At 70.6% G+C, this 26,155-nt stretch carries 24 protein-coding genes and 1 riboswitch; of the genes, 19 read left to right on the top strand and 5 right to left on the bottom strand.

The genetic code is table 11. The annotated features are described in order from the left end of the window. Positions 1–130: 130 nt before the first annotated feature. Positions 131–586 carry an ATP-binding protein gene (locus ACFYPA_RS03050; protein WP_359082155.1) on the top strand — a complete coding sequence of 152 codons (456 nt, stop codon included), beginning with the start codon at positions 131–133 and terminating at the stop codon, positions 584–586. Positions 587–607: 21 nt separating this feature from the next. Here the strand turns inward: ACFYPA_RS03050 and idi are convergent, their stop codons facing one another. From idi to galE, 4 genes are all read right to left on the bottom strand, one after another. Then, complete coding sequence (gene idi, locus ACFYPA_RS03045; protein ID WP_359311520.1) at positions 608–1,201, bottom strand: isopentenyl-diphosphate Delta-isomerase; 594 nt, start codon at positions 1,199–1,201, stop codon at positions 608–610. A 148-nt stretch (positions 1,202–1,349) separates the two neighbouring features. Then, positions 1,350–1,943 (bottom strand): GNAT family N-acetyltransferase, encoded by a 594-nt coding sequence (locus tag ACFYPA_RS03040; RefSeq protein ID WP_389129063.1) that lies wholly within the window; start codon positions 1,941–1,943, stop codon positions 1,350–1,352. Between the two features lie 68 nt (positions 1,944–2,011). Then, positions 2,012–2,953 carry a cation diffusion facilitator family transporter gene (locus tag ACFYPA_RS03035; RefSeq protein WP_389129060.1) on the bottom strand — a complete coding sequence of 314 codons (942 nt, stop codon included), beginning with the start codon at positions 2,951–2,953 and terminating at the stop codon, positions 2,012–2,014. A 158-nt stretch (positions 2,954–3,111) separates the two neighbouring features. Next, on the bottom strand, positions 3,112–4,101 hold the full coding sequence (gene galE, locus ACFYPA_RS03030; RefSeq protein ID WP_359349818.1) for a UDP-glucose 4-epimerase GalE: 990 nt from the start codon (positions 4,099–4,101) through the stop codon (positions 3,112–3,114). Between the two features lie 350 nt (positions 4,102–4,451). Here galE and ACFYPA_RS03025 point away from each other — a divergent pair, with 350 nt between their 5' ends. From ACFYPA_RS03025 to ACFYPA_RS02940, 18 genes are all read left to right on the top strand, one after another. Next, a complete protein-coding gene (locus tag ACFYPA_RS03025) occupies positions 4,452–6,227 on the top strand; it encodes a DUF5941 domain-containing protein (RefSeq protein ID WP_389129305.1) in 1,776 nt (591 codons plus the stop codon). Continuing rightward, positions 6,224–6,961: a sugar phosphate nucleotidyltransferase gene (locus ACFYPA_RS03020; protein WP_389129056.1), complete on the top strand. Its 738-nt coding sequence runs from the start codon at positions 6,224–6,226 to the stop codon at positions 6,959–6,961. The genes ACFYPA_RS03025 and ACFYPA_RS03020 overlap by 4 nt, the downstream gene beginning before the upstream one ends. After that, on the top strand, positions 6,949–8,010 hold the full coding sequence (locus ACFYPA_RS03015; RefSeq protein WP_389129053.1) for an iron-containing alcohol dehydrogenase family protein: 1,062 nt from the start codon (positions 6,949–6,951) through the stop codon (positions 8,008–8,010). The genes ACFYPA_RS03020 and ACFYPA_RS03015 overlap by 13 nt, the downstream gene beginning before the upstream one ends. After that, complete coding sequence (locus tag ACFYPA_RS03010; RefSeq protein WP_326740249.1) at positions 7,988–8,767, top strand: CDP-alcohol phosphatidyltransferase family protein; 780 nt, start codon at positions 7,988–7,990, stop codon at positions 8,765–8,767. The genes ACFYPA_RS03015 and ACFYPA_RS03010 overlap by 23 nt, the downstream gene beginning before the upstream one ends. Before the next feature lie 8 nt (positions 8,768–8,775). Continuing rightward, positions 8,776–9,648 (top strand): glycosyltransferase family 2 protein, encoded by an 873-nt coding sequence (locus tag ACFYPA_RS03005; protein ID WP_359082275.1) that lies wholly within the window; start codon positions 8,776–8,778, stop codon positions 9,646–9,648. Between the two features lie 108 nt (positions 9,649–9,756). Continuing rightward, entirely contained in the window at positions 9,757–10,686 is a 930-nt protein-coding gene (locus ACFYPA_RS03000; protein ID WP_359082148.1) for an ABC transporter permease, read from the top strand. Beyond that, positions 10,679–11,464, top strand: coding sequence for an ABC transporter ATP-binding protein (locus tag ACFYPA_RS02995; protein ID WP_359082147.1), 786 nt, complete (start codon positions 10,679–10,681; stop codon positions 11,462–11,464). Before ACFYPA_RS03000 ends, ACFYPA_RS02995 begins: the two co-directional genes overlap by 8 nt. A gap of 446 nt (positions 11,465–11,910) precedes the next feature. Further along, positions 11,911–12,831: a squalene synthase HpnC gene (gene hpnC / locus ACFYPA_RS02990; RefSeq protein WP_359082146.1), complete on the top strand. Its 921-nt coding sequence runs from the start codon at positions 11,911–11,913 to the stop codon at positions 12,829–12,831. Positions 12,832–12,860: 29 nt separating this feature from the next. Continuing rightward, entirely contained in the window at positions 12,861–13,781 is a 921-nt protein-coding gene (gene hpnD, locus ACFYPA_RS02985) for a presqualene diphosphate synthase HpnD (protein WP_359082145.1), read from the top strand. 119 nt (positions 13,782–13,900) lie between these two features. After that, positions 13,901–15,289, top strand: a complete 1,389-nt coding sequence (gene hpnE / locus ACFYPA_RS02980) for a hydroxysqualene dehydroxylase HpnE (protein WP_359082144.1) — start codon at positions 13,901–13,903, stop codon at positions 15,287–15,289. Continuing rightward, positions 15,286–16,389 carry a polyprenyl synthetase family protein gene (locus ACFYPA_RS02975; protein ID WP_359082143.1) on the top strand — a complete coding sequence of 368 codons (1,104 nt, stop codon included), beginning with the start codon at positions 15,286–15,288 and terminating at the stop codon, positions 16,387–16,389. The genes hpnE and ACFYPA_RS02975 overlap by 4 nt, the downstream gene beginning before the upstream one ends. A 107-nt stretch (positions 16,390–16,496) precedes the next feature. Continuing rightward, positions 16,497–18,500, top strand: coding sequence for a squalene--hopene cyclase (shc, locus tag ACFYPA_RS02970; protein WP_359311538.1), 2,004 nt, complete (start codon positions 16,497–16,499; stop codon positions 18,498–18,500). Further along, a complete protein-coding gene (locus ACFYPA_RS02965) occupies positions 18,500–19,159 on the top strand; it encodes a 1-hydroxy-2-methyl-2-butenyl 4-diphosphate reductase (protein ID WP_359311542.1) in 660 nt (219 codons plus the stop codon). Before shc ends, ACFYPA_RS02965 begins: the two co-directional genes overlap by 1 nt. 5 nt (positions 19,160–19,164) lie before the next feature. Next, positions 19,165–20,184: an adenosyl-hopene transferase HpnH gene (hpnH, locus tag ACFYPA_RS02960; RefSeq protein ID WP_359082140.1), complete on the top strand. Its 1,020-nt coding sequence runs from the start codon at positions 19,165–19,167 to the stop codon at positions 20,182–20,184. 191 nt (positions 20,185–20,375) lie between these two features. Then, the gene (dxs, locus tag ACFYPA_RS02955) at positions 20,376–22,307 is read left to right on the top strand and encodes a 1-deoxy-D-xylulose-5-phosphate synthase (protein WP_359311545.1); all 1,932 of its coding nucleotides are present in this window, start codon (positions 20,376–20,378) and stop codon (positions 22,305–22,307) included. Further along, complete coding sequence (locus ACFYPA_RS02950) at positions 22,304–23,701, top strand: aspartate aminotransferase family protein (protein WP_359082138.1); 1,398 nt, start codon at positions 22,304–22,306, stop codon at positions 23,699–23,701. Before dxs ends, ACFYPA_RS02950 begins: the two co-directional genes overlap by 4 nt. Positions 23,702–23,773: 72 nt before the next feature. Continuing rightward, complete coding sequence (locus ACFYPA_RS02945; protein WP_359082137.1) at positions 23,774–24,382, top strand: XRE family transcriptional regulator; 609 nt, start codon at positions 23,774–23,776, stop codon at positions 24,380–24,382. A 48-nt stretch (positions 24,383–24,430) separates the two neighbouring features. Beyond that, on the top strand, positions 24,431–24,607 hold the full coding sequence (locus ACFYPA_RS02940) for a DUF6126 family protein (RefSeq protein WP_359082136.1): 177 nt from the start codon (positions 24,431–24,433) through the stop codon (positions 24,605–24,607). Between the two features lie 75 nt (positions 24,608–24,682). On the opposite strand, the gene ACFYPA_RS02935 is transcribed toward ACFYPA_RS02940, so the two are convergent. Further along, complete coding sequence (locus ACFYPA_RS02935) at positions 24,683–25,489, bottom strand: tyrosine-protein phosphatase (protein ID WP_359082135.1); 807 nt, start codon at positions 25,487–25,489, stop codon at positions 24,683–24,685. Between the two features lie 511 nt (positions 25,490–26,000). Beyond that, positions 26,001–26,155, top strand: a riboswitch (cyclic di-AMP (ydaO/yuaA leader).

Here is a 26,155-nt window from a genome sequence, read left to right as displayed (position 1 = left end):
GTCAGGCCGATTCGGTCAAGTTCCGACGATTGGGGTCGACTTCTGTTCAGTCGCCCGGACCGAACCGACTACGCCCCGCACCCTGTACTCGACGTCCAGTCACCACCGAGTGGAGAGCGGGTACCGGACAATGGAGAGCCGCGGGAGTGTGCCCGCCCGGCCCGTGTCGTACGAGGGGGTCTGGCGGTTCACCGCCCCGGCCACCGACGTGTCCGTACCCCGGGCCCGGCACGCCGTGCGCGATCTGCTGGAACGCCAGGGCGTCCCCCTGGACGACGACATCGCCCAGGGCCTGCTGCTCATCGTCTCCGAGCTGGCGACCAATGCGGTGAAGCATGCCGCCCTGCTCTCGCCGGAACTCGCGGTCGAGGTGGCCGTCGGTGCCGAGTGGATCAGGGTGTCCGTCGAGGACAACCACCCCTACCGCCCGACGGCGCTGGAGACGGACTACGCGCAGACCGGTGGGCGCGGACTCCTGCTGGTGCGGGAGATCACCCGGGAAGCCGGCGGGATGTGCGACGTGGAGCACACCGCGGGCGGCGGAAAGGTCATCTGGGCGGCGCTGCCGCTCAGCACCCGCCTGTGACCCCTCCGCGCCGGCGTGCGTCTACCAGCCGGCGCCCGGACCGGTCAGTTCCCGGATCGCGGGACGGGCGGCGTCCAGAACGGTCATGAACCAGGCGGAGAAGGGCGACCCGGCGTGCCGCTCGGCCAGCTCCCCGGCCGTCACGAAGGCCGTCTCGCCGACCTCCTCCGGATCGGGCCGCAGCTGATCCTGGGCCATCCCCACGAAGAGGTGGTTGAACTCCTGCTCGACCAGACCCGAAGCGGGATCCGGGTGGTTGTAGCGCACCGTGCCCGCCTCGGCCAGCAGCGAGGGGGAGAGGCCCAGCTCCTCGTACGTCCGGCGGGCGGCGGCGGCGAAGGGCGCCTCGCCCGGATACGGATGGCCGCAGCAGGTGTTGGACCAGACACCGGGGGAGTGGTACTTGCCGAGCGCGCGTCGCTGGAGCAGCAGCCGGCCCTGCTCGTCGAAGAGGAACACGGAGAACGCCCGGTGCAGTTGACCGGGTGCCTGGTGGGCGGCGAGCTTCTCCGCCGTGCCGATGGTGGTGCCGTTCTCGTCGACCAGTTCGAGCATGATCGCTTCTGCTGCGCCGGTCGACGAGTTGTTCGCCGCGGTGGCTGGTGTGGTCGGCATACCCATCCTTCGCTATGGACTCGGCCCCGAGCGCCGGTCCCGTCGAGTCTGCTCAAGTCTGCCGTACAAATACGGCTTGTCCGCACTTCGGGTCCTGGCATGTCCGGCCACGGCACACCATCCGGAGGCCGTCGACCAGGTCGCCGCGTCAGACCCCGAAAGCGGCCGGATATGCGATCGTGCCCCGGGGAACGGGCGCGGAATCATCGAGGACCAGAGCCATCATCGCCTCGTCCGGCACCTCGAAGCCCGGCCGGATCCCGTACCGCGACGCGGGCACGAAACCGAACTTCGGGTAGTACTCGGGATGACCGAGAACCAGGACCAGGGGCTCCCCCCGCCGCTCGGCGGCATCGAGCAGGGCCCGCACGACGGCCTGCCCCGCCCCCCGGCGCTGATGCACCGGAGCGGTGGCCACCGGGGCGAGCGCGAGTGCCGGTACGCCCCCGACGAGGCACCGGGTCAGCAGCGCGCAGGCGGCGAGGGAACCGTCGGGCGCCTCGGCGACGTAGGAGAGCCCGGGCAGCCAGGCCGACGGGTCCTTCCGCAGGGCGTCGACCAGATCGGCCTCCGCCTCCGTCGGGAACGCGGCGGCGTTGACCGCGTGCACGGCGGCGGTGTCGTCAGCCGTCTCGGGACGGGTCCTCCAGCGGATGGGGCCCGAAGGCTGCGGACCGCTGTCGTGCGGAGAAGAGGCGGGCGAGTCGTTCAGGGACTGATCGTCGTCGGTCAACGTGGGCAACCCTTGAGTGTTTCGTACATCGCTCCGAAAACCCTACACGCCCAGGGCCTCTCGTCCGGATCCCCGAGTCAGTGACAGAGCCTCGCCTCGTGCTCGGCGTGGCCGCTCGGCTCCAGCTGGAAGGTGCAGTGCTCGACGTCGAAGTGGTCGCCGAGACAGCCCTGCAGTTCATGGAGGAGCTTCTCGTGCCCGATCGAGTCGAGGAACTCCTGATGCACCACCACATGGGCCGACAGCACCGGCATGCCCGACGTGATCGTCCAGGCGTGCAGGTCGTGGACGTCCAGCACCCCGGGCAGGGCCGTGATGTGATCGCGCACCTCGCCCATGTCGACCCCCGGCGGGGCCGACTCCAGCAGTACGTTCAGCGTCTCGCGGAGCAGCTTCACCGTGCGCGGGACGATCATGAGCCCGATGACCAGCGACGCGACGGGGTCCGCGGCCTGCCAGCCGGTCGCCAGGATGACGCCCGCCGACACCAGCACGGTGACCGAACCGAGGGCGTCCGCCAGCACCTCCAGATAGGCGCCGCGCACATTGAGACTGTCCTTCTGCCCGCGCACCAGCAGCGACAGCGACACCATGTTCGCGACCAGGCCGACCAGGGCGAAGGCGATGGTCAGCCCGCCCCGGGTCTCGGTCGGGGTGATGAAGCGATCCACCGCCTCGAAGAGCAGATAGCCACCCACACCCAGCAGCAGGACACAGTTGGCCAGCGCGGCGAGGATCTCGGCGCGGGCGTAGCCGAAGGTCCGGTTCGGCCCGGCCGGCTTGTTGGCGAAGTGGATCGCCAGCAGCGCCATGCCCAGACCGAGGGCGTCCGTCGCCATATGGGCCGCGTCGGCGATCAGCGCGAGCGAACCCGACAGCGCACCCCCGACGACCTCCATCACCGCCACGGCCAGCGTGATGCCCAGCGCGATCCTCAGCCGCCCCTTGTACGCGGCGGCCGCCGTGCCCGTGGGCGCCGGCCCTCCGTGCGCGTGTCCGTGATCGTGCCCTGCCCCCATGGGGACGCCTCCCGGTCGTCTGCGGGCCCGGACGCGAACGGCCCGGACACTGTCAGTGAACTACGGGTGGGGGGTATCGGGCAACACGGCACTGAACACCGTTGTCAACTGCTCTGACCTGCGGAAATGCTCGCAGGTCAGAGCGGCGGACCGCCCCCTCATCCCTGGGGCGCCGACGGAGCCGGGTGGTGCAGCAGCCAGCCCTGCCACGCCGAGCCGACCATGTCCCGCACCCCGCGCCGGGCGGTCCAGCCCAGCTCGCCGGACATCCGCTCGCACGAGGCGACCGCCTTCGCGGCGTCCCCGGCCCTGCGCGGCTCGATCTCGGGCTTCAGCCCGTACCCCGTGATCTCCGCCACCAGATCGGCGAGCTCGCGCACCGAGACGCCCTCGCCACGGCCGATGTTCACGGTCAGGTCCCCGGGTCCGTCCTGCGTGGCCAGCTGCCGGGCGACGGCCAGATGCGCGTCCGCCAGATCGGCCACGTGGATGTAGTCGCGGACGCACGTGCCGTCGGGTGTGGCGTAGTCGTCCCCGAAGATCCGCGGCGCCTCACCTCGGGTCAGCCGGTCGAAGAACATCGGGATCACGTTGAAGACGCCCGTGTCCGACAACCGCGGCTCGGCGGCGCCCGCCACGTTGAAGTAGCGCAGACAGCCGGTGGACATTCCGTGCGCCCGCCCGGCCGCCCGCACCAGCCACTCGCCGGCGAGCTTGGTCTCGCCGTACGGACTGATCGGGACGCAGGGCGCGGCCTCGGTGATCAGCTCCGCCTCCGGTACGCCGTAGACCGCGGCCGACGACGAGAACAGGAAGCGGCGCACCCCGGCCGCCACGACGGCCTCCAGGAGGACGTTCAGTCCGGCGACGTTCTCCCGGTAGTACAGGAGCGGCTTCTCGACGGATTCGCCGACCTGCTTCTTCGCCGCGAGATGCACCACACCGGTCACCTCGTGCTCCGCGAGCACGAGGTCGAGCAGTGCGCGGTCGGCCGCCGAGCCCCGGACCAGCGGGACGTCGTCCGCCAGCCGGTCCGGATTCCCCGTCGAGAGGTCGTCGAGCACGACCACCCTCTCGCCGGCCGCCCTCATCGCCCGCACCACGTGTGCCCCGATGTATCCGGCCCCGCCTGTGATCAGCCATGTCATGCCGGTCAGGTTAGAGGGTCCGGCGATGGCGACGAGGCTCCGCGTGCCCTCCCCGGCGACCGCGGACCCGTGTTTCGGCCGGGCGAAGCAGCCATTTTTGTCAGGTGAGGCGGCGATCGACGATGATGATCGCGGACGGGCCCCGATGATGCCGGTCCGCCCGGAACGGAGCACAAACGGGCAGTGAACTCCCGCTTCCGTTCATCCGATAGCCTCTGCCGACATGCCGCCGGCCGCATTCAGGGCCGCACTGTCGCGCGCCGACCCGTGTCAGCACCAAGGAGTGAGTTCGTCTGTCGACCGCCATTCTCACAGGTGCTCCGGTACCCGGATCGTCACTCCAGGACGATCTGAGGTCACTGGGCTTCGACGTACAGACCGCCGCCGACGTCACCGAGGCGGCCCGGTTGCTGTCCGCGGTGCCGGCCGACAGCCGCGTCGCCCTCGTCGACCCCCGTTTCGTCGGTCACGTCCATGCCCTACGGCTCGGGCTGACCGACCCCCGCTTCCCCGCCGCCACCGTGCCCGGTGCGCTCACCGCGCAGCCCGAGGCACGCTCCGCCCTGGTCGGCGCCCTGCGCACCACCACGGAGGCGGTCGGCGCCGGAGTCCCGGCCGGTCCGCCCGGCAGCACCGTCGTGGTCACCGACCGCACCGTGCCGGGGCGGCTCGCCGCCACGATGGAGGCGGAGGGCACCGAGGTCCAGCGCCCGGAGCTCGGCTCGCTCGTCGCCGTCGTACCGCCGGACGGGGCCGCACGCACCACCGCGGAGGCCGGCGTCGCCGCCGTCGACGACGAGGCGGTCCGGCTGCGCAGCGCCGTGAAGGCCCGCGACGGCTTCTTCACCACGCACTGCATCAGCCCGTACTCGCGCTACATCGCACGCTGGTGCGCGCGCCGCGGGTTCACCCCGAACCAGGTCACCACCGCGTCCCTGCTGACGGCCCTGGTCGCGGCGGGCTGCGCGGCCACCGGCACCCGCGGCGGCTACGTCGCCGCCGGCCTGCTCCTCCTCTTCTCCTTCGTGCTGGACTGCACCGACGGGCAGCTCGCCCGCTACTCGCTGCAGTACTCGACGATGGGCGCGTGGCTGGACGCCACCTTCGACCGCGCCAAGGAGTACGCCTACTACGCGGGCCTGGCCCTCGGCGCCGCCCGCGGGGGCGATGACGTCTGGGCACTGGCGCTGGGCGCGATGGTGCTCCAGTCCTGCCGGCACGTCATCGACTTCTCGTTCAACGAGGCGAACCACGACGCGGTCGCGAACTCCAGCCCCACGGCCGCCCTGTCCGACAAGCTCGACAGCGTCGGCTGGACGGTCTGGGTGCGCCGCATGATCGTGCTCCCGATCGGTGAGCGCTGGGCGATGATCGCCGTACTGACCGCGGTGACCACCCCGCGGATCGTCTTCTACGCGCTGCTCGTCGGCTGCGCCTTCGCCGCCTGCTACACCACGGCCGGCCGGGTGCTGCGGTCGCTGACCCGCAGGGCCCGCCGCACCGACCGGGCCGCCCAGGCCCTCGCCGACCTCGCCGACTCCGGCCCGGTCGCCGAACTGGTCGCGGCCCGCGGCCCCCGGATCCCCGGCGCCTGGAGCGCTCCGGTGGTGGCGGTCGTCGGCACCGGAGCCCTGATCGCCGCCGCACTGCAGCAGCCCTTCGGCAGCCGGCAGATGATCGCCGCCGCGGTGTTCTACGCGATCTGCTCCGGCATAGCCGTGGCCCGCCCCCTCAAGGGCGCACTCGACTGGCTCGTACCCCCCGTCTTCCGGGCGGCGGAGTACTGCACGATCCTCATCCTGGCCGCCCGCAGCGACATCGACGGTGCGCTGCCCGCGGCCTTCGGCCTCGTTTCGGCGGTCGCCTACCATCACTACGACACGGTGTACCGCATTCGGGGCGGCACCGGCGCCCCGCCCCGGTGGCTGGTGCGCACGATCGGCGGGCACGAGGGCCGGACCCTGGTGGTGGCCGTACTCGCCGCCGTACTCACGGGGGGCTCCGACTTCACCGTGGCCCTCACCGTCCTCGCGGTGGCCGTCGCACTGGTCGCGCTCGTGGAGTCCATCCGCTTCTGGGTGTCCTCCGGGGCGCCCGCCGTTCACGACGAAGGAGAACCCGCATGATCGGCCTCGTACTGGCAGCCGGCGCAGGACGGCGGCTGCGCCCCTACACCGACACGCTCCCCAAGGCCCTCGTGCCGGTGGACGGCGAGAAGACGGTCCTCGACCTCACGCTGGCCAACTTCGCCGAGATCGGGCTCACCGAGGTCGCGATCGTCGTCGGCTACCGCAAGGAAGCGGTCTACGACCGCAAGGAGGAGCTGGAGGCGAAGTACGGCCTCGAGCTCACCCTCGTCGACAACGACAAGGCCGAGGAGTGGAACAACGCCTACTCCCTGTGGTGCGCCCGCGAGGTCCTCAAGCGCGGAGTGATCCTCGCCAACGGCGACACCGTCCACCCGGTCTCCGTCGAGCGCACCCTGCTGGACGCGCGGGGCAAGGGCCAGAAGATCATCCTCGCCCTCGACACGGTGAAGAACCTCGCCGACGAGGAGATGAAGGTCATCACCGACGGCGACAAGGGCGTGCGGCGCATCACCAAGCTGATGGACCCGGCCACCGCCACCGGCGAGTACATCGGCGTCACCCTCATCGAGGCCGAGGCCGCAGAGGAGCTCGCCGACGCGCTCAGGGCGACGTTCGAACGCGACCCGGACCTCTACTACGAGGACGGCTACCAGGAGCTCGTCAACCGCGGCTTCACCGTCGACGTGGCTCCCATCGGCGATGTGACCTGGGTCGAGATCGACAACCACGACGACCTCGCGAAGGGCAGGGAGATCGCGTGCCGGTACTGACCCGACTCATCCCCTCCCCGGTCTTCGTCGACATCAGCCGGGGCGCCATGGACGACCTGGCCGGTCTCCTCGTCGACCAGCGGATCTCCGCCTCCGGCAAGCTCGCGATCGCCATCAGCGGCGGATCCGGGCTGGCCCTGCGCGAGAAGCTCGCACCGGCGCTGCCGGGCGCCGACTGGTACTGCGTCGCGGGCGGAGACATCGATGCCGCGGTGAAGCTGGCCGACGACATCAAGGGCAAGCGCTACGACGCCGTGGTCGGCCTCGGCGGCGGCAAGATCATCGACGTGGCGAAGTACGCCGCGGCCCGGGTCGGCCTGCCGCTGGTCTCGGTCGCCACCAACCTCGCCCACGACGGCCTCTGTTCGCCCGTCGCCACCCTGGACAACGACAACGGCCGCGGTTCCTACGGTGTCCCGATGCCGATCGCCATGGTGATCGACCTCTCGGTGATCCGCCAAGCCCCGGACCGCTTCGTGCGCTCCGGCGTCGGCGACGCGATCTCCAACATCTCCGCGATCGCCGACTGGGAGCTCTCGCACCAGGTCAACGACGAGCAGATCGACGGACTGGCCGCCGCCATGGCCCGTACCGCGGGCGAATCCGTCCTGCGGCACCCCGGCACGGTCGCCGACGACGAGTTCCTCACCGTCCTGGCCGAGTCGCTGGTGCTCTCCGGCATCGCCATCTCGATCAGCGGGGACACCCGCCCGTCGTCCGGTGCCTGCCACGAGATCAGCCATGCCTTCGACCTCCTCTTCCCCAAGCGCGCCGCCAGCCACGGCGAGCAGGTCGGCCTCGGTGCCGCCTTCGCCATGCACCTGCGCGGCGCCCACGAGGAGTCCGGCCTCTTCGCCGACGTACTCCGGCGGCACGGTCTGCCGGTCGTGCCCGAGGAGATCGGCTTCACCGTCGACGAGTTCGTCCAGGCCGTCGACTACGCCCCGCAGACCCGCCCGGGACGTTTCACGGTCCTGGAGCACCTCAACCTGTCCACCGACCAGATCAGGGACGCGTACGCCGACTATGCCAAGACCATCAGTAGCTGAACTCCGCCCTGTCGTTCACCCCCCGGGCGTCAAGGACCGGCGCAGCGGCGAGCACTGGGCGGGCCGGATATACATGCGCGAGGTCTCGCTGCGTGTGGACCGGTACCTGGTGAACACCAAGGTCACGCCCAACCAGCTGACCTACCTGATGACCATCGCCGGTGTACTCGCCGCACCGGCCCTGCTCGTCCCGGGCATCCCCGGCGCCCTGCTCGGCGTCCTCATGGTCCAGCTCTACCTGCTGCTGGACTGCGTCGACGGCGAGCTCGCCCGCTGGAAGAAGCAGTTCTCCCTGGGCGGGGTCTATCTGGACCGGGTCGGCGCCTACCTCTGCGACGCCGCCGTGCTGGTCGGCTTCGGCCTGCGCGCCGCCGACCTGTGGGGCACCGGGCGCATCGACTGGCTGTGGGCCTTCCTGGGCACGCTCGCCGCGCTGGGCGCCATCCTGATCAAGGCCGAGACCGACCTGGTCGGGGTCGCGCGCCACCAGGGCGGGCTGCCGCCGGTCAAGGAGGCCGCCTCCGAGCCGCGCTCCTCCGGCATGGCGTTCGCCCGCCGGGCCGCCGGCGCGCTCAAGTTCCACCGGCTGATCCTGTGCGTCGAGGCGTCGCTGGTCATCCTGGTCGCGGCCGTCCTGGACGCCGTCCGTGACGACCTCTTCTTCAGCCGCCTCGCGGTCGCGGTGCTGGCCGGCATCGCCCTGCTGCAGACCCTCCTCCACCTCGTGTCGGTCCTGGCATCGAGCAGGCTGAAGTGAGCTCCCCCATGAAACTCGGCGCGGTCATCATCACGATGGGCAACCGCCCGGCCGAGCTGCGCGCCCTGCTCGATTCGGTCGCCGCGCAGGACGGCGACCGGATCGAGGTGGTCGTCGTCGGCAACGGATCCCCCGTTCCCGAGGTCCCCGCAGGCGTGCGGACCGTCGAACTGCCCGAGAACCTGGGCATTCCCGGCGGCCGCAACGTGGGCATCGAGGCCTTCGGCCCCTCCGGCGCCGACGTCGACGCGCTGCTCTTCCTCGACGACGACGGCCACCTCCCGCTCACCGACACCGCCGAGCTGTGCCGGCAGGCGTTCGAGGCCGATCCGAGACTCGGCATCATCAGCTTCCGGATCGCCGACCCGGACACCGGCGAGACCCAGCGCCGGCACGTTCCGCGGCTGCGCGCCGCCGACCCGATGCGCTCCTCGCGGGTCACGACCTTCCTCGGGGGCGCCAACGCCGTACGCACCCGGGTCATCGCCGAGGTCGGCCCGCTGCCCGGCGACTTCTTCTACGCGCACGAGGAGACCGACCTCGCGTGGCGGGCGCTGGACGCCGGCTGGATGATCGACTACCGCGCGGACATGGTCCTCAACCACCCGACGACCGCCCCGTCGCGGCACGCCGTCTACCACCGCATGGTGGCCCGTAACCGGGTCTGGCTGGCCCGGCGCAATCTGCCGGCGCCCCTGGTTCCCGTGTATCTCGGGGTGTGGCTGTTGCTGACCCTGCTCCGCAAGCCCTCGGGCCCGGCGCTGAAGGCGTGGTTCGGCGGCTTCCGCGAGGGCTGGTCGACACCCTGCGGACCGCGCCGTCCGATGAAGTGGCGTACGGTGTGGCGGCTGACCAGACTCGGCCGTCCTCCGGTGATCTGAGACGTTTCGCCTCTGGGAGCATGAGGCGTAAATTTTCTTGTCGGGACCTGTCCGCCCTGAGCCGCGCCCGCGACTGGCTGCGCGTTTTGAATACGAGAGTTTCATCTGGTGAGTGACACAACCCATGACGGTGCTGTTGCGTTGAGCACCCCGCCATCGGCCGACGACGGTCTGAGCCCAGCCGATCTGGCCACGAAGTACGGTCTGACGGTCAGCGGGGCACGGCCCGGACTCTTCGAGTACATGCGCCAGCTCCGCGGACGACGCCACTTCATCCTGGCGTTCTCCCGGGCCAAGCTGACCGCCCAGTACAGCCAGGCCAAGCTGGGGCAGCTGTGGCAGGTGGCCACCCCGCTCCTGAACGCCGCGGTGTACTTCGTCATCTTCGGCCTGATCCTCGGAACGAAGAGGGGGATGTCTTCGGAGGTCTTCATCCCGTTCCTGGTGACCGGCGTGTTCGTCTTCACCTTCACCCAGAGCTCGGTGATGGCGGGGGTCCGCGCGATCTCCGGCAACCTCGGGCTGGTGCGGGCGCTGCACTTCCCGCGTGCCTCGCTGCCCATCTCGTTCTCGCTACAGCAGCTCCAGCAGCTGCTGTACTCGATGATCGTGCTGGTCGCCGTGACCGTGGGATTCGGCAGCTATCCGAAGCTGTCCTGGCTGCTGGTGGTTCCGGCGCTGGCGCTGCAGTTCCTCTTCAACACCGGACTGGCACTGATCATGGCGAGGCTCGGGGCCAAGACGCCCGACCTGGCCCAGCTGATGCCGTTCGTCATACGGACCTGGATGTACGCCTCCGGCGTCATGTTCTCCATCAAGGAGATGCTCGCCGACAAGCCGGCCTGGATCACGGACGTACTGCAGTACAACCCGGCGGCCATCTACATGGACCTGATCCGGTTCGCGATGATCGACGGGTACGGCTCCGAGAACCTGCCGGCGCACGTCTGGGTGGTGGGTCTGGCCTGGGCGCTCGTGGTGGGTGCTGCGGGCTTCGTGTACTTCTGGAAGGCAGAGGAGCGGTACGGCCGTGGCTGAGGACAACACCGCGGGGCGCGTCCCCACCGTGATCGCCGACGATGTGCACATCGTGTACCGCGTCAATGGCGCCGGCGGTGGCAAGGGCAGCGCCACCGCGGCACTGAGCCGGATACTGCGCCGCGGCAAGGGCGAGGAGCGCGGGGTCCGCAAGGTGCACGCCGTACGCGGCGTCTCCTTCACCTCGTACCGGGGCGAGGCCATCGGCCTCATCGGGACGAACGGCTCCGGCAAGTCCACCCTGCTGCGGGCCATCGCCGGACTGCTGCCGACCGAGCAGGGCAAGGTGTACACGGACGGACAGCCCTCGCTGCTCGGGGTGAACGCGGCGCTGATGAGCGACCTGACGGGCGAGCGCAACGTCGTGCTCGGCGGGCTCGCCATGGGGATGAGCCGCGAGGAGATCCGCGAGCGGTACCAGGACATCGTCGACTTCTCCGGCATCAACGAGAAGGGCGACTTCATCACCCTCCCGATGCGGACGTACTCCTCCGGTATGGCCGCCCGGCTGCGCTTCTCCATCGCCGCGGCCAAGAACCACGACGTCCTCATGATCGACGAAGCGCTGGCGACCGGTGACCGCAAGTTCCAGATCCGCTCCGAGGAGCGCATCCGGGAGCTCCGCAAGGAGGCGGGCACCGTCTTCCTGGTCAGTCACAGCAACAAGTCGATCAGGGACACCTGCGACCGGGTGCTGTGGCTGGAAAAGGGCGAACTGCTGATGGACGGACCGACCGACGAGGTCCTCAAGGCGTACGAGCGCGAGACGGGCAAGTAGGGCGTCCTCGACGTCGCGCGCCACAGCGGCCTTTGCCGGAGCATTCCGGCAAAGGCCGCTGTGCTGCTTCCGGATCGCGGACCGTGCCCCGGACGTCCACGGCTCGTCGTACGCCGCCCGGCAAGATCTCCTCCCGCCGGATGACGTCAATTTCCTTGCGCGAGGGGAAAGTTGACAAAGCGAAGCACACAGGTGTCGCGTGCCCCGCACCCCGGCGTATGGATGAGCGTTGTACAACGTAAGCTGTACCGGTGCTGATTCGTTGCAAGTGGGGCGATACCGCCTGGGTGGACGGCTCGTAGTCGTCCTCCGCACTCGGGAGAGCGGGCGGCGTGTCCGGAATGGGATGTTTTGGGTCAGCAGTGTAGAACGGGAGATGTGACGGCTATGACGGACGATCTCCAGCTCCGAGGTACTCACGCCGTCCCCGCGCAGGGCGGTACGCAGTGACCCGTACCCCGCAGGCGCGGCTTGATTCCGCCGTACCCGGAACCCTTGACAAGGCCGCCGACGAGAACTTTCCGGTGGCACCCTTCTTCCTGCCGCGCGCGTGGCGCGACGACCTGATGGCCGTCTACGGATTCGCCCGGCTCGTCGACGACATCGGCGACGGCGACCTCGCCCCCGGTGGCGCCGACGCACGGCACCTCGGTCTCGACCCGGAACAGGGCGAGGACCGGGTCGCGATGCTCGACGCGCTCGAGACGGACCTGCGCCGCATCTTCGCCACCACCGGCGGGACCCCGCACCATCCGCTGCTGCGGGCGCTGCGCCCCACCGTGCGGCGCCGCACGCTCACCCCCGAACCCTTCCTCGGCCTCATCGAGGCCAACCGGCAGGACCAGAAGATCCGCCGCTACGGGACGTACGAGGAGCTCCTCGGCTACTGCGAGCTCTCCGCCAACCCCGTCGGCCGCCTGGTCCTCCAGCTCACCGGAACGGCCAGTCCCGAGCGCGTCCGCCGCTCCGACGCGGTCTGCACCGCGCTGCAGATCGTCGAGCACCTGCAGGACGTCGCCGAGGACCTCGACCGTGACCGGATCTATCTGCCGGCCGACGACATGGCGAGGTTCCATGTCACCGAAGCCGACCTGGCGGCCCCCTCCGGGGGCGCGTCCGTGCGGGCACTGATCGCGTACGAAGCCGAACGCGCCGCGGATCTGCTGAATGAAGGCACCCCCCTGGTGGGTAGCGTCCACGGCAGGCTCAAGCTGCTTCTCGCCGGATTCGTGGGAGGGGGGCGTGCCGCCCTCACCGCGATCGCGGCCGCCGGGTTCGACGTACTGCCCGGACCCCCGAAACCCACCAAGCCCAGCCTGCTGCGCGAGGTGGGAGTTGTTTTGCGAAGAGCGCGTAGAGAGGGGTGAGCCGGACCGTGGAGGGACAGACGACGTACATGTCGGCACCGGTACAGGCCGCATACAGTTACTGCGAGGCGGTCACCGGACAGCAGGCGCGTAATTTCGCGTACGGCATCAGGCTGCTGCCCGTCGACAAGCGGCAGGCCATGTCGGCCCTGTACGCCTTCTCCCGGCGGGTCGACGACATCGGCGACGGCGAACTGGACCCGGAGACCAAGCGCGTCCGCCTGGAGGGCACCCGCGCGGTGCTGGACCGGATCCGCGGAGGAGCGGTCGACGAGGACGACACCGATCCGGTGGCCGTCGCGCTCGCCGACGCCGCCCGCCGGTTCCCGCTGCCGCTCGAAGGGCTCGACGAGCTCATCGACGGCGTGCTGATGGACGTGCGCGGCGCGACCTACGAGACGTGGGACGACCTCAAGACCTACTGCCGGTGCGTCGCGGGCGCCATCGGCCGCCTCAGCCTCGGGGTCTTCGGCACGGAACCCGGCGCCCCGGGCATCGAGCGCGCCGCCGAGTACGCGGACACCCTCGGCCTCGCCCTCCAGCTGACGAACATCCTGCGCGACGTGCGCGAGGACGCGGGCAACGGGCGCACCTACCTGCCCGCCGACGACCTCGCCAAGTTCGGCTGCTCGGCGGGCTTCCACCGGGCCACCCCGCCGCCCGGCTCCGACTTCGCCGGGCTGGTCCACTTCGAGGTCCGGCGCGCCCGGGCCCTGTTCGCCGAGGGCTACCGGCTGCTGCCCATGCTCGACCGGCGCAGCGGGGCCTGCGTGGCGGCCATGGCCGGCATCTACCGCCGGCTCCTCGACCGGATCGAGCGCGACCCCGAGGCGGTGCTGCGCGGCCGGGTCTCGCTCCCGGGCCACGAGAAGGCGTACGTGGCGGTGCGCGGCCTGTCGGGTCTCGACGCGCGCCACATCTCACGCCGCACGACCAGGGGGCGTGTCTGAATGCGCCGCAGGGACATCTCGCGCACCATGTGTCTCATGGATGATCACTCCGTACGACGGGCAACCCCCTGTCGCACGGATGCGTCCCTGACTGAAAAGACCCGGCGAGAGGGGGACGCATGACGGACGACGCCCTGCGTTCCTCGCGCGCGGTCGTGATCGGGGGCGGGCTCGCCGGCATGACGGCGGCCCTGCGCCTGGCCGATGCCGGGCTTGACGTGACCCTGCTCGAAGGGCGGCCCCGGCTCGGCGGCCTGGCCTTCTCCTTCCGGCGCGGGGAACTGACGGTCGACAACGGCCAGCACGTCTACCTGCGTTGCTGCACCGCCTACCGCTGGTTCCTCGACCGGGTCGACGGCGCGCGTCTGGCACCCCTGCAAAACCGTCTTGACGTGCCCGTCCTCGACGTGGGGCGGCTCGCGGGCCCCCGGCTCGGACGGCTGCGCCGCAACGGCCTCCCGGTCCCGTTCCACCTCGCCGCCGGACTCGCCGCCTACCCGCACCTCTCGCTCGCCGAGCGCGCGAGCGTCGGGCGGGCCGCGCTGGCGCTCGGCCGGCTGGACCCGGACGACCCCGCGCTCGACGATGTCGACTTCGGCAGCTGGCTCGCCCGGCACGGACAGTCGCCCCGCACCGTCGAAGCCCTCTGGGACCTCGTCGGCGTGGCCACGCTCAACGCCACCGCGCCGAACTCCTCGCTCGCGCTCGCCGCGAAGGTCTTCAAGACCGGACTCCTCTCCGAACCCGGCGCCGCCGACATCGGCTGGGCCTCCGTGCCGCTCGGGGACGTCCACGACACCCTCAGCCGCAAGGCCCTGGACTCCGCCGGCGTCCGCACCGAACTGCGCACGAAGGCCGGAGCGCTCACCCGTACCGACGACGGACGCTGGGTGGTCGACACCGGCGCCGAACGCATCGAGGCCGACACGGTCGTGCTGGCCGTGCCGCAGCGCGAGGCCCATGACCTGCTGCCCGAGGGTGCGCTCGACGCCCCCGAGCGGCTGCTGGAGATCGGCACCTCGCCCATCCTCAACGTGCACGTGGTCTACGACCGCAAGGTGCTCAGGCAGCCGTTCTTCGCCGCGCTCGGCTCACCGGTCCAGTGGGTCTTCGACCGGACCGAGGCCTCCGGGCTCACCGGCCCCGGCCAGTACCTCGCTGTCTCCCAGTCCGCCGCCGACGAGGAGATCGACCTCCCCGTCGCCGAGCTGCGGGCGCGTTACCTGCCCGAGCTGGAGCGGCTCCTGCCCGCCGCCCGCGGGGCCGGCATCAGGGACTTCTTCGTCACCCGGGAGCGTACGGCGACCTTCGCGCCCGCTCCCGGCGTCGGCCGGCTGCGGCCGGGGACGCGCACCCGTGAGGCCGGCCTCTTCCTGGCCGGCGCATGGACCGCCACCGGCTGGCCCGCCACGATGGAGGGTGCCGTCCGTAGCGGTGCCGGCGCCGCGGACGCCGCGCTCCTGGCGCTCGGCCGCCCCCACGAACATCCGCTGCAGGAGGCGGCATGAGCAGTACCACCGGAACAAGAGGAGAGTCAGTGACCCCGGCGAATCCGGCTTCCGACACCGTGGCGGACACCACGGACGTCACCGCGCTTCTGGAGCGCGGACGGGCCCTTTCCGCGCCGGTGCTCCGGGCCGCCGTTGACCGGCTCGCACCGCCCATGGACACCGTGGCCGCCTATCACTTCGGCTGGATCGATGCCCAGGGCAGGCCCTCCGACGGCGACGGCGGCAAGGCCGTCCGCCCGGCGCTGGCCCTGCTGTCCGCCGAGGCGGCCGGCGCCGCCGCGGAGGCCGGCATCCCCGGCGCCGTGGCGGTCGAACTCGTGCACAACTTCTCGCTGCTGCACGACGACCTGATGGACGGCGACGAGCAGCGGCGCCACCGCGACACGGTGTGGAAGGTGCACGGCCCCGCCCAGGCGATCCTGGTCGGCGACGCGCTGTTCGCCCTGGCCAACGAGATCCTGCTGGAGCTCGGCACCGTCGAGGCGGGCCGCGCGGCCCGGCGGCTGACCACGGCCACCCGCAAGCTCATCGACGGGCAGGCCCAGGACATCTCCTACGAGCACCGCGAGCGGGTCACCGTCGAGGAGTGCCTGGAGATGGAGGGCAACAAGACGGGCGCCCTGCTCGCCTGCGCCTGCTCCATCGGCGCGGTCCTCGGCGGCGCCGACGACCGTACCGCCGACGTCCTGGAGGCGTACGGCTACCACCTCGGCCTCGCCTTCCAGGCGGTCGACGACCTGCTGGGGATCTGGGGCGACCCGGACTCCACCGGCAAGCAGACCTGGAGCGATCTGCGCCAGCGCAAGAAGTCCCTGCCGGTCGTCGCCGCGCTCGCCGCCGGCGGACCGGCCTCGGAGCGCCTGGGCGAACTGCTCGCCGCCGACGCGAAGAGCAGCGACTTCGACAGCTTCTCCGAAGAGGAGTTCGCCGCCCGTGCGGCGCTCATCGAGGAGGCGGGCGGCCGCGAGTGGACCGCCCAGGAGGCCCGTCGTCAGCATGCGGTCGCCATCGAGGCGCTGCATGGTGTGGACATGCCTGAAACCGTGCGGGCGCAGCTCACGGCGCTCGCGGACTTCGTCGTCGTACGAAAGAGATGATGACCATCCCCTCCATATGACTCGCAGTCGCCGGCCGGTGCCCCTCACGGGTGCCGGCCGACGGAGACCCCAGCACAGCAGAGGACCAACTGCACGAAGGGGAAGCCATGACAGCGACGACCGACGGAAGCACCGGGGCTGTGGACCCCCGAGCAGCCTCGGCCAGTAATCCGACAACCGAATCGACGATCGCCGCGGACGACGTACTGGCCGCCGCGCGGCGGGCCGCGGAGCGCTCTGTGGAGCATCTCCTCGGCAGGCAGGACGAGCAGGGCTGGTGGAAGGGCGACCTCGCCACCAACGTCACCATGGACGCCGAGGACCTCCTACTCCGGCAGTTCCTCGGCATCCAGGATCCCGCCACGGTCCGGGCGGCCGGCCGCTTCATCCGCGGCGAACAGCTCGGCGACGGGACCTGGGCCACCTTCCACGGCGGCCCCGGAGACCTCTCGGCCACGATCGAGGCGTACGTGGCACTGCGTCTGGCAGGGGACCGTCCGGACGAACCGCACATGGCCCGCGCCGCGGGCTGGGTCAGGGAGCAGGGCGGGATCGCGGCGAGCCGCGTGTTCACCCGGATCTGGCTGGCGCTCTTCGGCTGGTGGAAATGGGACGACCTGCCGGAGCTCCCGCCCGAGTTGATGTTCTTCCCCAAATGGGTCCCGCTCAACATCTACGACTTCGGCTGCTGGGCCCGCCAGACCATCGTCCCGCTCACCGTCGTCTCCGCGAAGCGGCCCGTACGGCCCGCGCCCTTCGCCCTGGACGAGCTGCACACCGATCCGGACGTACCCAACCCGCCCCGCCGCCCCGCACCGGCCGCCAGCTGGGACGGCGTCTTCCAGCGCCTCGACAAGGCGCTGCACCTCTATCACCGGATCGCCCCGCGCAGACTGCGCCGTCTCGCGATGAACGCGGCCGCCCGCTGGATCATCGAACGCCAGGAGAACGACGGCTGCTGGGGCGGCATCCAGCCGCCCGCCGTGTACTCCGTCATCGCCCTGCACCTGCTCGGCTACGACCTCGACCACCCGGTGATGCGGGCCGGACTCGAGTCGCTCGACCGGTTCGCCATCTGGCGCGAGGACGGCGCCCGCATGATCGAGGCCTGTCAGTCCCCGGTCTGGGACACCTGCCTCGCCACCATCGCACTGGCCGACGCCGGGGTCGGCGCCGACCACCCCGCGCTGGTGAAGGCGGCGGACTGGATGCTCGGCGAGGAGATCGAGCGGCCGGGCGACTGGTCCGTTCGCAGGCCCCAACTGGCCCCTGGCGGCTGGGCGTTCGAGTTCCACAATGACAACTACCCCGACATCGACGACACCGCCGAAGTGGTCCTCGCGCTGCGCCGGGTCCGCCACCCGGACCAGGCACGGGTCGAGGCCGCCATCGAGCGCGGTGTGCGCTGGAACGTCGGCATGCAGTCGCGCAACGGCGCATGGGGCGCCTTCGACGCCGACAACACCAGCGCCTTCCCCAACCGGCTGCCGTTCTGCGACTTCGGCGAGGTCATCGACCCGCCGTCCGCCGATGTCACCGGGCACGTGGTGGAGATGCTGGCCATCGAGGGCCACTCCGGGCACCCCGCGACCCAGCGGGGGATCGAGTGGCTGCTCGCCGAACAGGACGCGGCCGGCGGCTGGTTCGGCCGCTGGGGCGTCAACTACGTCTACGGAACCGGGTCGGTGGTGCCCGCCCTGGTCGCCGCCGGACTGCCCGCCTCGCACCCCTCCATCCGGCGCGCGGTCGGCTGGCTGGAATCCGTCCAGAACGACGACGGCGGATGGGGCGAGGACCTGCGCTCCTACAACGAGGACAAGTGGATCGGCCACGGAGCCTCGACGGCGTCCCAGACCGCCTGGGCCCTGCTCGCACTCCTCGCGGCCGGACGACGGGACACCGTGGCCGTCTCACGCGGCATCGCCTGGCTGGCGCAGACGCAGCAGGCCGACGGCTCCTGGGACGAGCCGTACTTCACCGGGACCGGATTCCCCTGGGACTTCTCCATCAACTACCACCTCTACCGGCAGGTCTTCCCGCTGACCGCACTCGGACGGTACGTGCACGGCGACCCGTTCGCGGGCCGCACGGCGGTCCGCGAGGGGGTCTGATGGGCGATGCCCCGGGGCCGGCCGGCCCCGCCGCCCCGCTGCTCATCGCCTGCGCGCTGGGCATCGAGCACCTGGCCCTGCGCACCGGCAGGGCCAGGGCGGGCACCGCCCCGGGCCCCGTGACCGTACTCCGTACGGGTATGGGGCCGAAGGCGGCCGAAACGGCCGTGGCCAGGGCGCTCGGCGAGGGCCGGGCGCTCGGCGCCGCGGTCATCGCCTCGGGGTTCTGCGCCGGGCTCGCACCCGGCATGCACCCCGGCGACCTGGTGGTGGCCGACGAGACCCGGACAGCCGGGCAGTCGGACGTCTGCACCGGCACGGCACTGCTCGCCGACGCACTCGCCAGGGCCGTACCCGGACGCAATGTCCACACCGGTCCGCTGACCGGCTCCGACCATGTCGTACGCGGACATGAGCGGGCCGAGCTGCGGGCCACCGGAGCCATCGCGGTGGACATGGAGTCCGCCGCGACCCTGCGCACCGCCCTGCGGTCCGGGCCACGCCCGGTTGCCGCCGTACGGGTGGTCGTGGACGCTCCTGAGCATGAGCTCGTCCGCATCGGCACGGTCCGCGGTGGAATATCGGCTTTCCGCGTTCTCCGTGCCGTCCTGCCGGCTTTCTATGAATGGCACCGATCTTTGCTGCTCCCCAGGAGGTGAGCTAGATGGCCATGCCGCTCCGTCAGTCCATCAAGGTTGCGACGTACCTCATTGAACAGAAGCTCCGAAGGCGGGAGAAGTTCCCGCTGATTGTCGAGCTGGAGCCCTTGTTCGCCTGCAACCTCGCCTGCGAGGGCTGCGGGAAGATCCAGCACCCGGCCGGAGTCCTCAAGCAGCGCATGCCGGTGGCCCAGGCCGTCGGCGCCGTGCTCGAATCGGGCGCCCCGATGGTCTCCATCGCCGGCGGCGAGCCGCTGATGCACCCGCAGATCGACGAAATCGTCCGGCAGCTGGTGGCGAAGAAGAAGTACGTCTTCCTCTGCACCAACGCGATGCTGATGCGCAAGAAGCTCGAGAAGTTCACCCCCTCGCCCTACTTCGCGTTCGCCGTCCACATCGACGGTCTGCGCGAGCGTCACGACGAATCGGTCGCCAAGGAAGGGGTGTTCGACGAAGCGGTGGCGGCGATGAAGGAGGCCAAGCGGCGCGGCTTCCGTGTCACGACCAACTCCACCTTCTTCAACACCGACACACCCCAGACCATCATCGAGGTCCTCAACTTCCTCAACGACGACCTCAAGGTCGACGAGATGATGATCTCGCCCGCCTACGCCTACGAGAAGGCACCCGACCAGGAGCACTTCCTGGGCGTCGAGCAGACCCGCGAGCTGTTCAAGAAGACCTTCGCGGGCGGCAACCGTGCCAAGTGGCGACTGAACCACTCGCCGCTCTTCCTGGACTTCCTGGAGGGCAAGGCGGACTTCCCGTGCACGGCGTGGGCCATTCCGAACTACTCCCTGTTCGGCTGGCAGCGGCCCTGTTACCTCATGAGCGACGGGTACGTGCCGACGTACCGGCAGCTCATCGAGGAGACCGACTGGGACAAGTACGGCCGGGGCAAGGACCCGCGCTGCGCCAACTGCATGGCGCACTGCGGCTACGAGCCCACCGCCGTCCTCGCCACCATGGGGTCGCTGAAGGAGTCCTTGCGCGCGGCGCGGGAGACCATCGGCGGGAACCGATGACGTGACGCTCGCGGGAGATCCGGTCGTACCGGCTCTCCCGGGGCGTGTCTCGGCCCGGCGCTCGCGACGCGCCGCCCCTCGCGACGCGCCGCCCCTCGCGGCGTGTCCGGGCCGGGCCGGCGTCGGCCGGTGGGACCGGGGGACCGAGCCGCCGTCGTGAGCCGATAACAGGACCAGAGAGGGGGGCCCGGATGACGCTGCTGCAGTCGATCCGCGGGCCGCACGATCTCAAGGCGCTGAACGAACCACAGCTCGGTGAACTCGCCGAGGACATCAGGAAGTTCCTCGTCCAGGCGGTGGCCAGGACCGGTGGCCATCTCGGCCCCAACCTCGGGGTCGTGGAACTCTCCATCGCCCTGCACCGGGTCTTCGACTCACCCGTGGACCGGATCCTGTGGGACACCGGCCACCAGAGCTACGTGCACAAACTCCTCACCGGGCGGCAGGACTTCTCCAAGCTGCGTGGCAAGGGCGGCCTCTCCGGCTACCCGTCCCGGCAGGAGTCCGAGCACGACGTCATCGAGAACTCGCACGCCTCCACCGTGCTCGGCTGGGCCGACGGCCTCGCGAAGGCCAACGAGCGCCTCGGCCGCCCCGACCACGTCGTGGCGGTCATCGGGGACGGGGCGCTCACCGGCGGCATGGCCTGGGAGGCGCTGAACAACATCGCCTCCGGGGACCGCCCGCTGATCATCGTCGTCAACGACAACGAGCGCTCCTACGCCCCGACCATCGGCGGCCTCGCCGACCACCTCGCCACCCTGCGCACCACCGACGGCTATGAGCGCTTCCTCTCCTGGGGCAAGGGCGTCCTTCGGCAGACACCCGTCATCGGACAGCCGCTGTACGAGTCGCTGCACGGGGCCAAGAAGGGCTTCAAGGACACCTTCGCGCCGCAGGGCATGTTCGAGGACCTCGGCCTGAAGTACGTCGGACCGGTCGACGGCCATGACACCGCTGCCGTCGAGTCCGCCCTCCACCGCGCGAAACGCTTCCACGGCCCCGTGCTCGTGCACTGCATCACCGAGAAGGGGCGCGGCTACCTTCCCGCGCTCCGGGACGAGGCCGACCGCTTCCACACCGTCGGCGCGATGGACCCACTGACCTGCGCCCCGCTCGTCCCCGCGGCCGGCCCGTCCTGGACCTCCGTGTTCGGGGACGAGATCGTGGCGATCGGAGCGGAGCGCCCGGACGTCGTCGCCCTCACGGCGGCGATGCTGCATCCCGTCGGGCTGACGAAGTTCGCCGAGGCGTTCCCCGGCCGGGTCTGGGACGTCGGGATCGCCGAGCAGCACGCGACCGTCTCGGCGGCCGGACTGGCGACCGGGGGGCTGCATCCCGTCGTCGCCGTGTACGCCACCTTCCTCAACCGGGCCTTCGACCAGCTGCTGATGGACGTCGCGCTGCACAGGTGCGGGGCGACGTTCGTGCTCGACCGGGCCGGCGTCACCGGGCCCGACGGGGCCTCCCACAACGGTATGTGGGACATGTCCGTCCTCCAGGTCGTGCCGGGACTCAGGATCGCCGCTCCGCGCGACGCCGAGCGACTGCGCGCCGAACTGCGCGAGGCCCTCGACATCGATGACGCGCCGACGCTGATCCGGTTCCCGAAGGAGTCGGTGGGGGAGTCGCTCCCCGCGATCGGCACCATCGGCGGCATGGACGTCCTGCACCGCGCCGAGGACGCCGACGTGCTGCTGGTCGCGGTCGGCGTCATGGCTCCCGTCTGCCTCCAGGCCGCCGAACTGCTGAAGGGCGCCCACATCCGCTGCACCGTGGTCGACCCCCGCTGGGTCAAGCCGGTCGACGAGCACCTCGCGCCGCTCGCCGCGCAGCACCGCCTCGTCGCCGTCGTGGAGGACAACAGCCGGGCGGGCGGGGTCGGTTCCGCGGTCGGACAAGCACTGCGGGACGCCGGGGTCGACGTACCGCTGCGGACGTTCGGCATTCCCGACCAGTTCCTCGCCCATGGGAAACGGGCCGAGATCCTGGCGGACATCGGACTCACACCGGTCGAGATCGCGGGCCGGATCAGCGCCACGCCGGCCGTCAGGGACGCGGTCGCGGGCAGGGGGCACCACGCCCCGGGCAACGGCAACGGGTACAAGGAGAGCGGGGCATGAACGACGACGGGCCCAAGGGCTTCGACCTGGCACGGCTCCTCGCGGAGCGCGGCGCCGAACGCTACGAGCTGCACACCAAGCACCTCAACCACCAACTCCCGCGCATGCTGCACACCATCGGCTTCGACAAGGTCTACGAGCGGGCCGAGGGCGCGCACTTCTGGGACGCGGAGGGCAACGACTACCTCGACATGCTCGCCGGTTTCGGGGTGATGGGGCTGGGCCGGCACCACCCCGTCGTACGCAAGGCGCTGCACGACGTCCTGGACGCCTCGCTCGCCGACCTCACCCGGTTCGACTGCCAGCCCCTGCCGGGCCTGCTGGCCGAGAAGCTGCTTACGCACAGCCCGCACCTGGACCGGGTCTTCTTCGGCAACAGCGGCACGGAGGCGGTGGAGACCGCCCTCAAGTTCGCCCGGTACGCCACCGGGAAGCCCAGAATCCTGTACTGCGCGCACGCCTTCCACGGGCTGACCACCGGCTCGCTCTCGGTGAACGGGGAGTCCGGCTTCCGGGACGGCTTCGCCCCGCTGCTGCCCGACACCGCCATCGCGCTCGGTGACCTCGACGCCCTGCGCCGTGAGCTGAAGCGCGGCGACGTGGCGGGGCTCGTCGTCGAACCGATCCAGGGCAAGGGAGTGCACGCCTCGCCGCCCGGTTTCCTGCGGGAGGCCCAGGAGCTGCTGCACAAGCACAAGGCCCTGCTCATCGCGGACGAGGTGCAGACCGGCCTGGGCCGGACCGGGGACTTCTACGCGTACCAGCACGAGGAAGGCGTGGAACCCGATCTGGTCTGCGTCGCCAAGGCGCTCTCCGGCGGCTATGTGCCGGTCGGGGCGACCCTCGGCAAGGACTGGATCTTCAAACGGGTCTACTCCTCGATGGACCGGGTTCTCGTCCACTCCGCGAGCTTCGGCTCCAACGCCCAGGCGATGGCTGCCGGACTCGCGGTCCTCGCGGTGATGGAGGACGAGGAGACGGTGGCCCACGCGCGCCGGACCGGCGACCTGCTCCGGGAGCGGCTGGCCGCGCTCGTCGGGGAGTACGAACTGCTGCACGAGGTGCGGGGGCGCGGGCTGATGATCGGCATCGAGTTCGGCCGGCCGAGTTCGCTGAAGCTGCGCAGCCGCTGGACCATGCTGCAGGCGGCCCGCAAGGGGCTCTTCGCGCAGATGGTGGTCGTACCGTTGCTCCAGAAGCACCGGATCCTGACCCAGGTCTCCGGCGACCACCTCGAAGTGATCAAGCTGATTCCGCCACTGGTGATCGACGAGGCGGACGTGGACCGCTTTGTCACCGCGTTCACGGCCGTGATGGACGACGCGCACAGCGGCGGCGGACTGATGTGGGACTTCGGCCGGACCCTGGTGAAGCAGGCCGTCGCCAACCGCTGACCGTCCCGGGAGCAGATTTGCCTCGGAGGCAATAAATTTGCCTCCGAGGAAAGTTCCTGGCCCAATGAGGGTATGAATCCTCCAGAAGGAGGGGTGGCCGACGAGCTGCCCGGGGTCGCGCCACGCCTGCGCGATCTGCGCCGCAGCCGTGGTCTCACCCTGGAGACCGCCGCCCAGCGGGCCGGGCTCTCGCCCGCCCACCTGTCCCGGCTCGAGACGGGACGGCGCCAGCCCTCACTGCCGATGCTGCTCGGACTCGCCAGGATCTACGGTACGACGGTCTCCGAGCTGCTCGGCGAGATCCCCCCGGAACGTGACGCGATCGTCCGCGGCCGCCGGTTCGAGGGTGCCGAGGCCGACGGCTGGATGTACCAGCAGGCCGGCGGTCCGGGGCGGGCGATGCAGGCCCTGCGCGTCCGGGTGCCGCACGGCGCCCAGGGCGACCTGGTGCGCGTCCACCCCGGCGAGGAGTGGCTGTACGTCCTGGCGGGGCACCTCAGGGTGACTCTCGGGGAGACGGTCCACGACCTCGCTCCCGGTGACAGCGCGCACTTCGACTCGCTCACCCCGCACCGGCTCGCGGCCCTGGACCGTGACGGTGCCGAGCTGCTCTTCGTCCACACCCTGCTGCAGAGCCCCGCCGCCGAGCTGTGCCTCGGCAGCGGGATCCACCGTCGCTGAAGCTCCGTCCCCGCCACCGGCCCCGCCGGTCGCCAGAGAGGACCTGTCATGACCGATTCCGAGGACTACGACCCGTTCGGCCCGGGCCGGCCCAAGAACTACGACCCGCAGGAGAAGAAGATGCCCCGCGGGCTCGTCATCAGGCTCTTCGCCTACCTGGTGGCCGGGCACATCATCGCGGGCTTCCTCTATCTGCTGTTCGCCGTCGGGATGCACAACCAGTAGCCGGCGGGTGATGGTCGAGGACGCCTCCCGCGCGATCAGGCCCGGGGGCGGCCCGATCCAGCCAGACGAAAGGCCCTAGTCGAGCAGGCGCTCGCGCAGCCGCTCCCGTGTCTCCGGGGTGATCCTGAGGCCCTCGGAGAGGTAGCGGTCGGTCGTGCCCCAGGTCTCGTCGATGGTGGTGAAGGCGGCCGCCAGGTAGTCGGGGTGGGCGCCGAAGAGCGGATTGAGCAGTTCCATCACCTCGGGCGACATTCCGGCGGCGGAGGTGTCGCTGCGGCGGATCCTGTAGCGGCGGTGCGCGTCGTTCGACTTGAGGTAGTCGGCCTCGATGGCCTCGCGCTCGACGCCGACGGCGAGCAGGGACACCGCGATCGAGAGACCCGCGCGGTCCTTTCCCGCGGCGCAGTGCATCAGCGCCGGCATGCTGTCCTCGGCCAGAGCGTGCAGGACCCGGCTGTGCTCGGCCGTGCGGTCCAGGATGGTCCGGCGATAGGAAGCGATCATGCGGCGGGACCCCTTGCCGTCGGCCAGGATCGACCGCAGCTCGTCCATGTCGCCGTCGCGCACCATCCGCCAGAACTCGGCACCGTCCGCCGGGTCACTGAGTGGGATGCTCACATTGCGCACGCCCGGCAGCTCCACGTCCAGGCCGTCCAGCTTGTGGTCGGCCACGTTGCGGAAGTCGAAGACGGTGTGCAGGCCGAGACCGGTGAGGAACGCGGCGTCCTCGGCGGTGGCGTGCGCCAGGTGGCCACTGCGGTAGAGCCGCCCGTACCGCACGCGGCGCCCGTCCGAGGTGGGCAGGCCGCCCACATCACGGAAATTGCGGACACCTGCCAGCTGGGGCTCCGTCGGCGGGGTCTGCGGCAGCTGCTGCGTCACGGTCACTCCTGGAGGCTCTGCCGGGGGCGCGTGTCGCCCGCGGGTCCACTCTCGTGACGATACGACATTGATTCCTCGGGCAACCATCTTGGTCATGCCCGTACTTCGGGTCCGCACTTCGGGCCCGCGCGCATGCCCGCCCTTCGGGCCCGTCCGACAGGTCGGCGCGCCGGAAGCGTGAGCCGGCCGTCCCGGATGTCTCGTCGCGATGGGGCGATGGGCATGACATGTCCGTATTGGGGCCTTTGGCTGAACATGCCCCGGTTGTGCGGGAGATGATCGACCGCTCGTGAGCGGGATCATATCCGTGACGGTGTGTGGCGGCGGGGCGTGGGGGTATTCCGTGCACGGTGCGGAAAGCCAAGATCAGTAATCCACGGAGTGTGACCGGAATTCCTCGCCGATTTTCCGAAGCGGAATCCCGCACGGAACCCGTGGCTTGTTTCCGCCGTCCCGGCTCGCTTACGTTCGCTGCAATCCGGACGGACCGCCTAATCCTGCCGCCGCCCGGAATTCGCACTCACTCACCGCGTGGCAGGAGCGGGGGAACCAGGTAAGCCGCCGACCGGGAATCCGGCCGGCTCGGGGTGAAGTCGCGCCAGTCGCGACCGGACATCTCCAGTCCGAACCCGACAGCTCACCTCGCAGGCGCCGGAGAGGGAAACC

Source organism: Streptomyces sp. NPDC005775 (genome assembly GCF_042871565.1).
GTDB lineage: Bacteria > Actinomycetota > Actinomycetes > Streptomycetales > Streptomycetaceae > Streptomyces.
Note: the sequence above shows the minus strand (reverse complement) of the source record. Positions and strands in the feature narration are given on the sequence as shown.

Coding starts and splice junctions, on each gene's coding strand:
- ACFYPA_RS03050 (WP_359082155.1), top strand. CDS start 131: ATGGAGAGCCGCGGGAGTGTGCCCGCCCGGCCCGTGTCGTACGAGGGG.
- ACFYPA_RS02950 (WP_359082138.1), top strand. CDS start 22,304: ATGAACGACGACGGGCCCAAGGGCTTCGACCTGGCACGGCTCCTCGCG.
- ACFYPA_RS02965 (WP_359311542.1), top strand. CDS start 18,500: ATGGGCGATGCCCCGGGGCCGGCCGGCCCCGCCGCCCCGCTGCTCATC.
- idi (WP_359311520.1), bottom strand. CDS start 1,201: ATGCCGACCACACCAGCCACCGCGGCGAACAACTCGTCGACCGGCGCA.
- hpnH (WP_359082140.1), top strand. CDS start 19,165: ATGGCCATGCCGCTCCGTCAGTCCATCAAGGTTGCGACGTACCTCATT.
- dxs (WP_359311545.1), top strand. CDS start 20,376: ATGACGCTGCTGCAGTCGATCCGCGGGCCGCACGATCTCAAGGCGCTG.
- shc (WP_359311538.1), top strand. CDS start 16,497: ATGACAGCGACGACCGACGGAAGCACCGGGGCTGTGGACCCCCGAGCA.
- ACFYPA_RS03010 (WP_326740249.1), top strand. CDS start 7,988: ATGCCAAGACCATCAGTAGCTGAACTCCGCCCTGTCGTTCACCCCCCG.
- hpnE (WP_359082144.1), top strand. CDS start 13,901: ATGACGGACGACGCCCTGCGTTCCTCGCGCGCGGTCGTGATCGGGGGC.
- ACFYPA_RS03020 (WP_389129056.1), top strand. CDS start 6,224: ATGATCGGCCTCGTACTGGCAGCCGGCGCAGGACGGCGGCTGCGCCCC.
- ACFYPA_RS02940 (WP_359082136.1), top strand. CDS start 24,431: ATGACCGATTCCGAGGACTACGACCCGTTCGGCCCGGGCCGGCCCAAG.
- ACFYPA_RS03035 (WP_389129060.1), bottom strand. CDS start 2,953: ATGGGGGCAGGGCACGATCACGGACACGCGCACGGAGGGCCGGCGCCC.
- ACFYPA_RS02975 (WP_359082143.1), top strand. CDS start 15,286: ATGAGCAGTACCACCGGAACAAGAGGAGAGTCAGTGACCCCGGCGAAT.
- ACFYPA_RS02945 (WP_359082137.1), top strand. CDS start 23,774: ATGAATCCTCCAGAAGGAGGGGTGGCCGACGAGCTGCCCGGGGTCGCG.
- hpnD (WP_359082145.1), top strand. CDS start 12,861: ATGTCGGCACCGGTACAGGCCGCATACAGTTACTGCGAGGCGGTCACC.
- galE (WP_359349818.1), bottom strand. CDS start 4,101: ATGACATGGCTGATCACAGGCGGGGCCGGATACATCGGGGCACACGTG.
- ACFYPA_RS03005 (WP_359082275.1), top strand. CDS start 8,776: ATGAAACTCGGCGCGGTCATCATCACGATGGGCAACCGCCCGGCCGAG.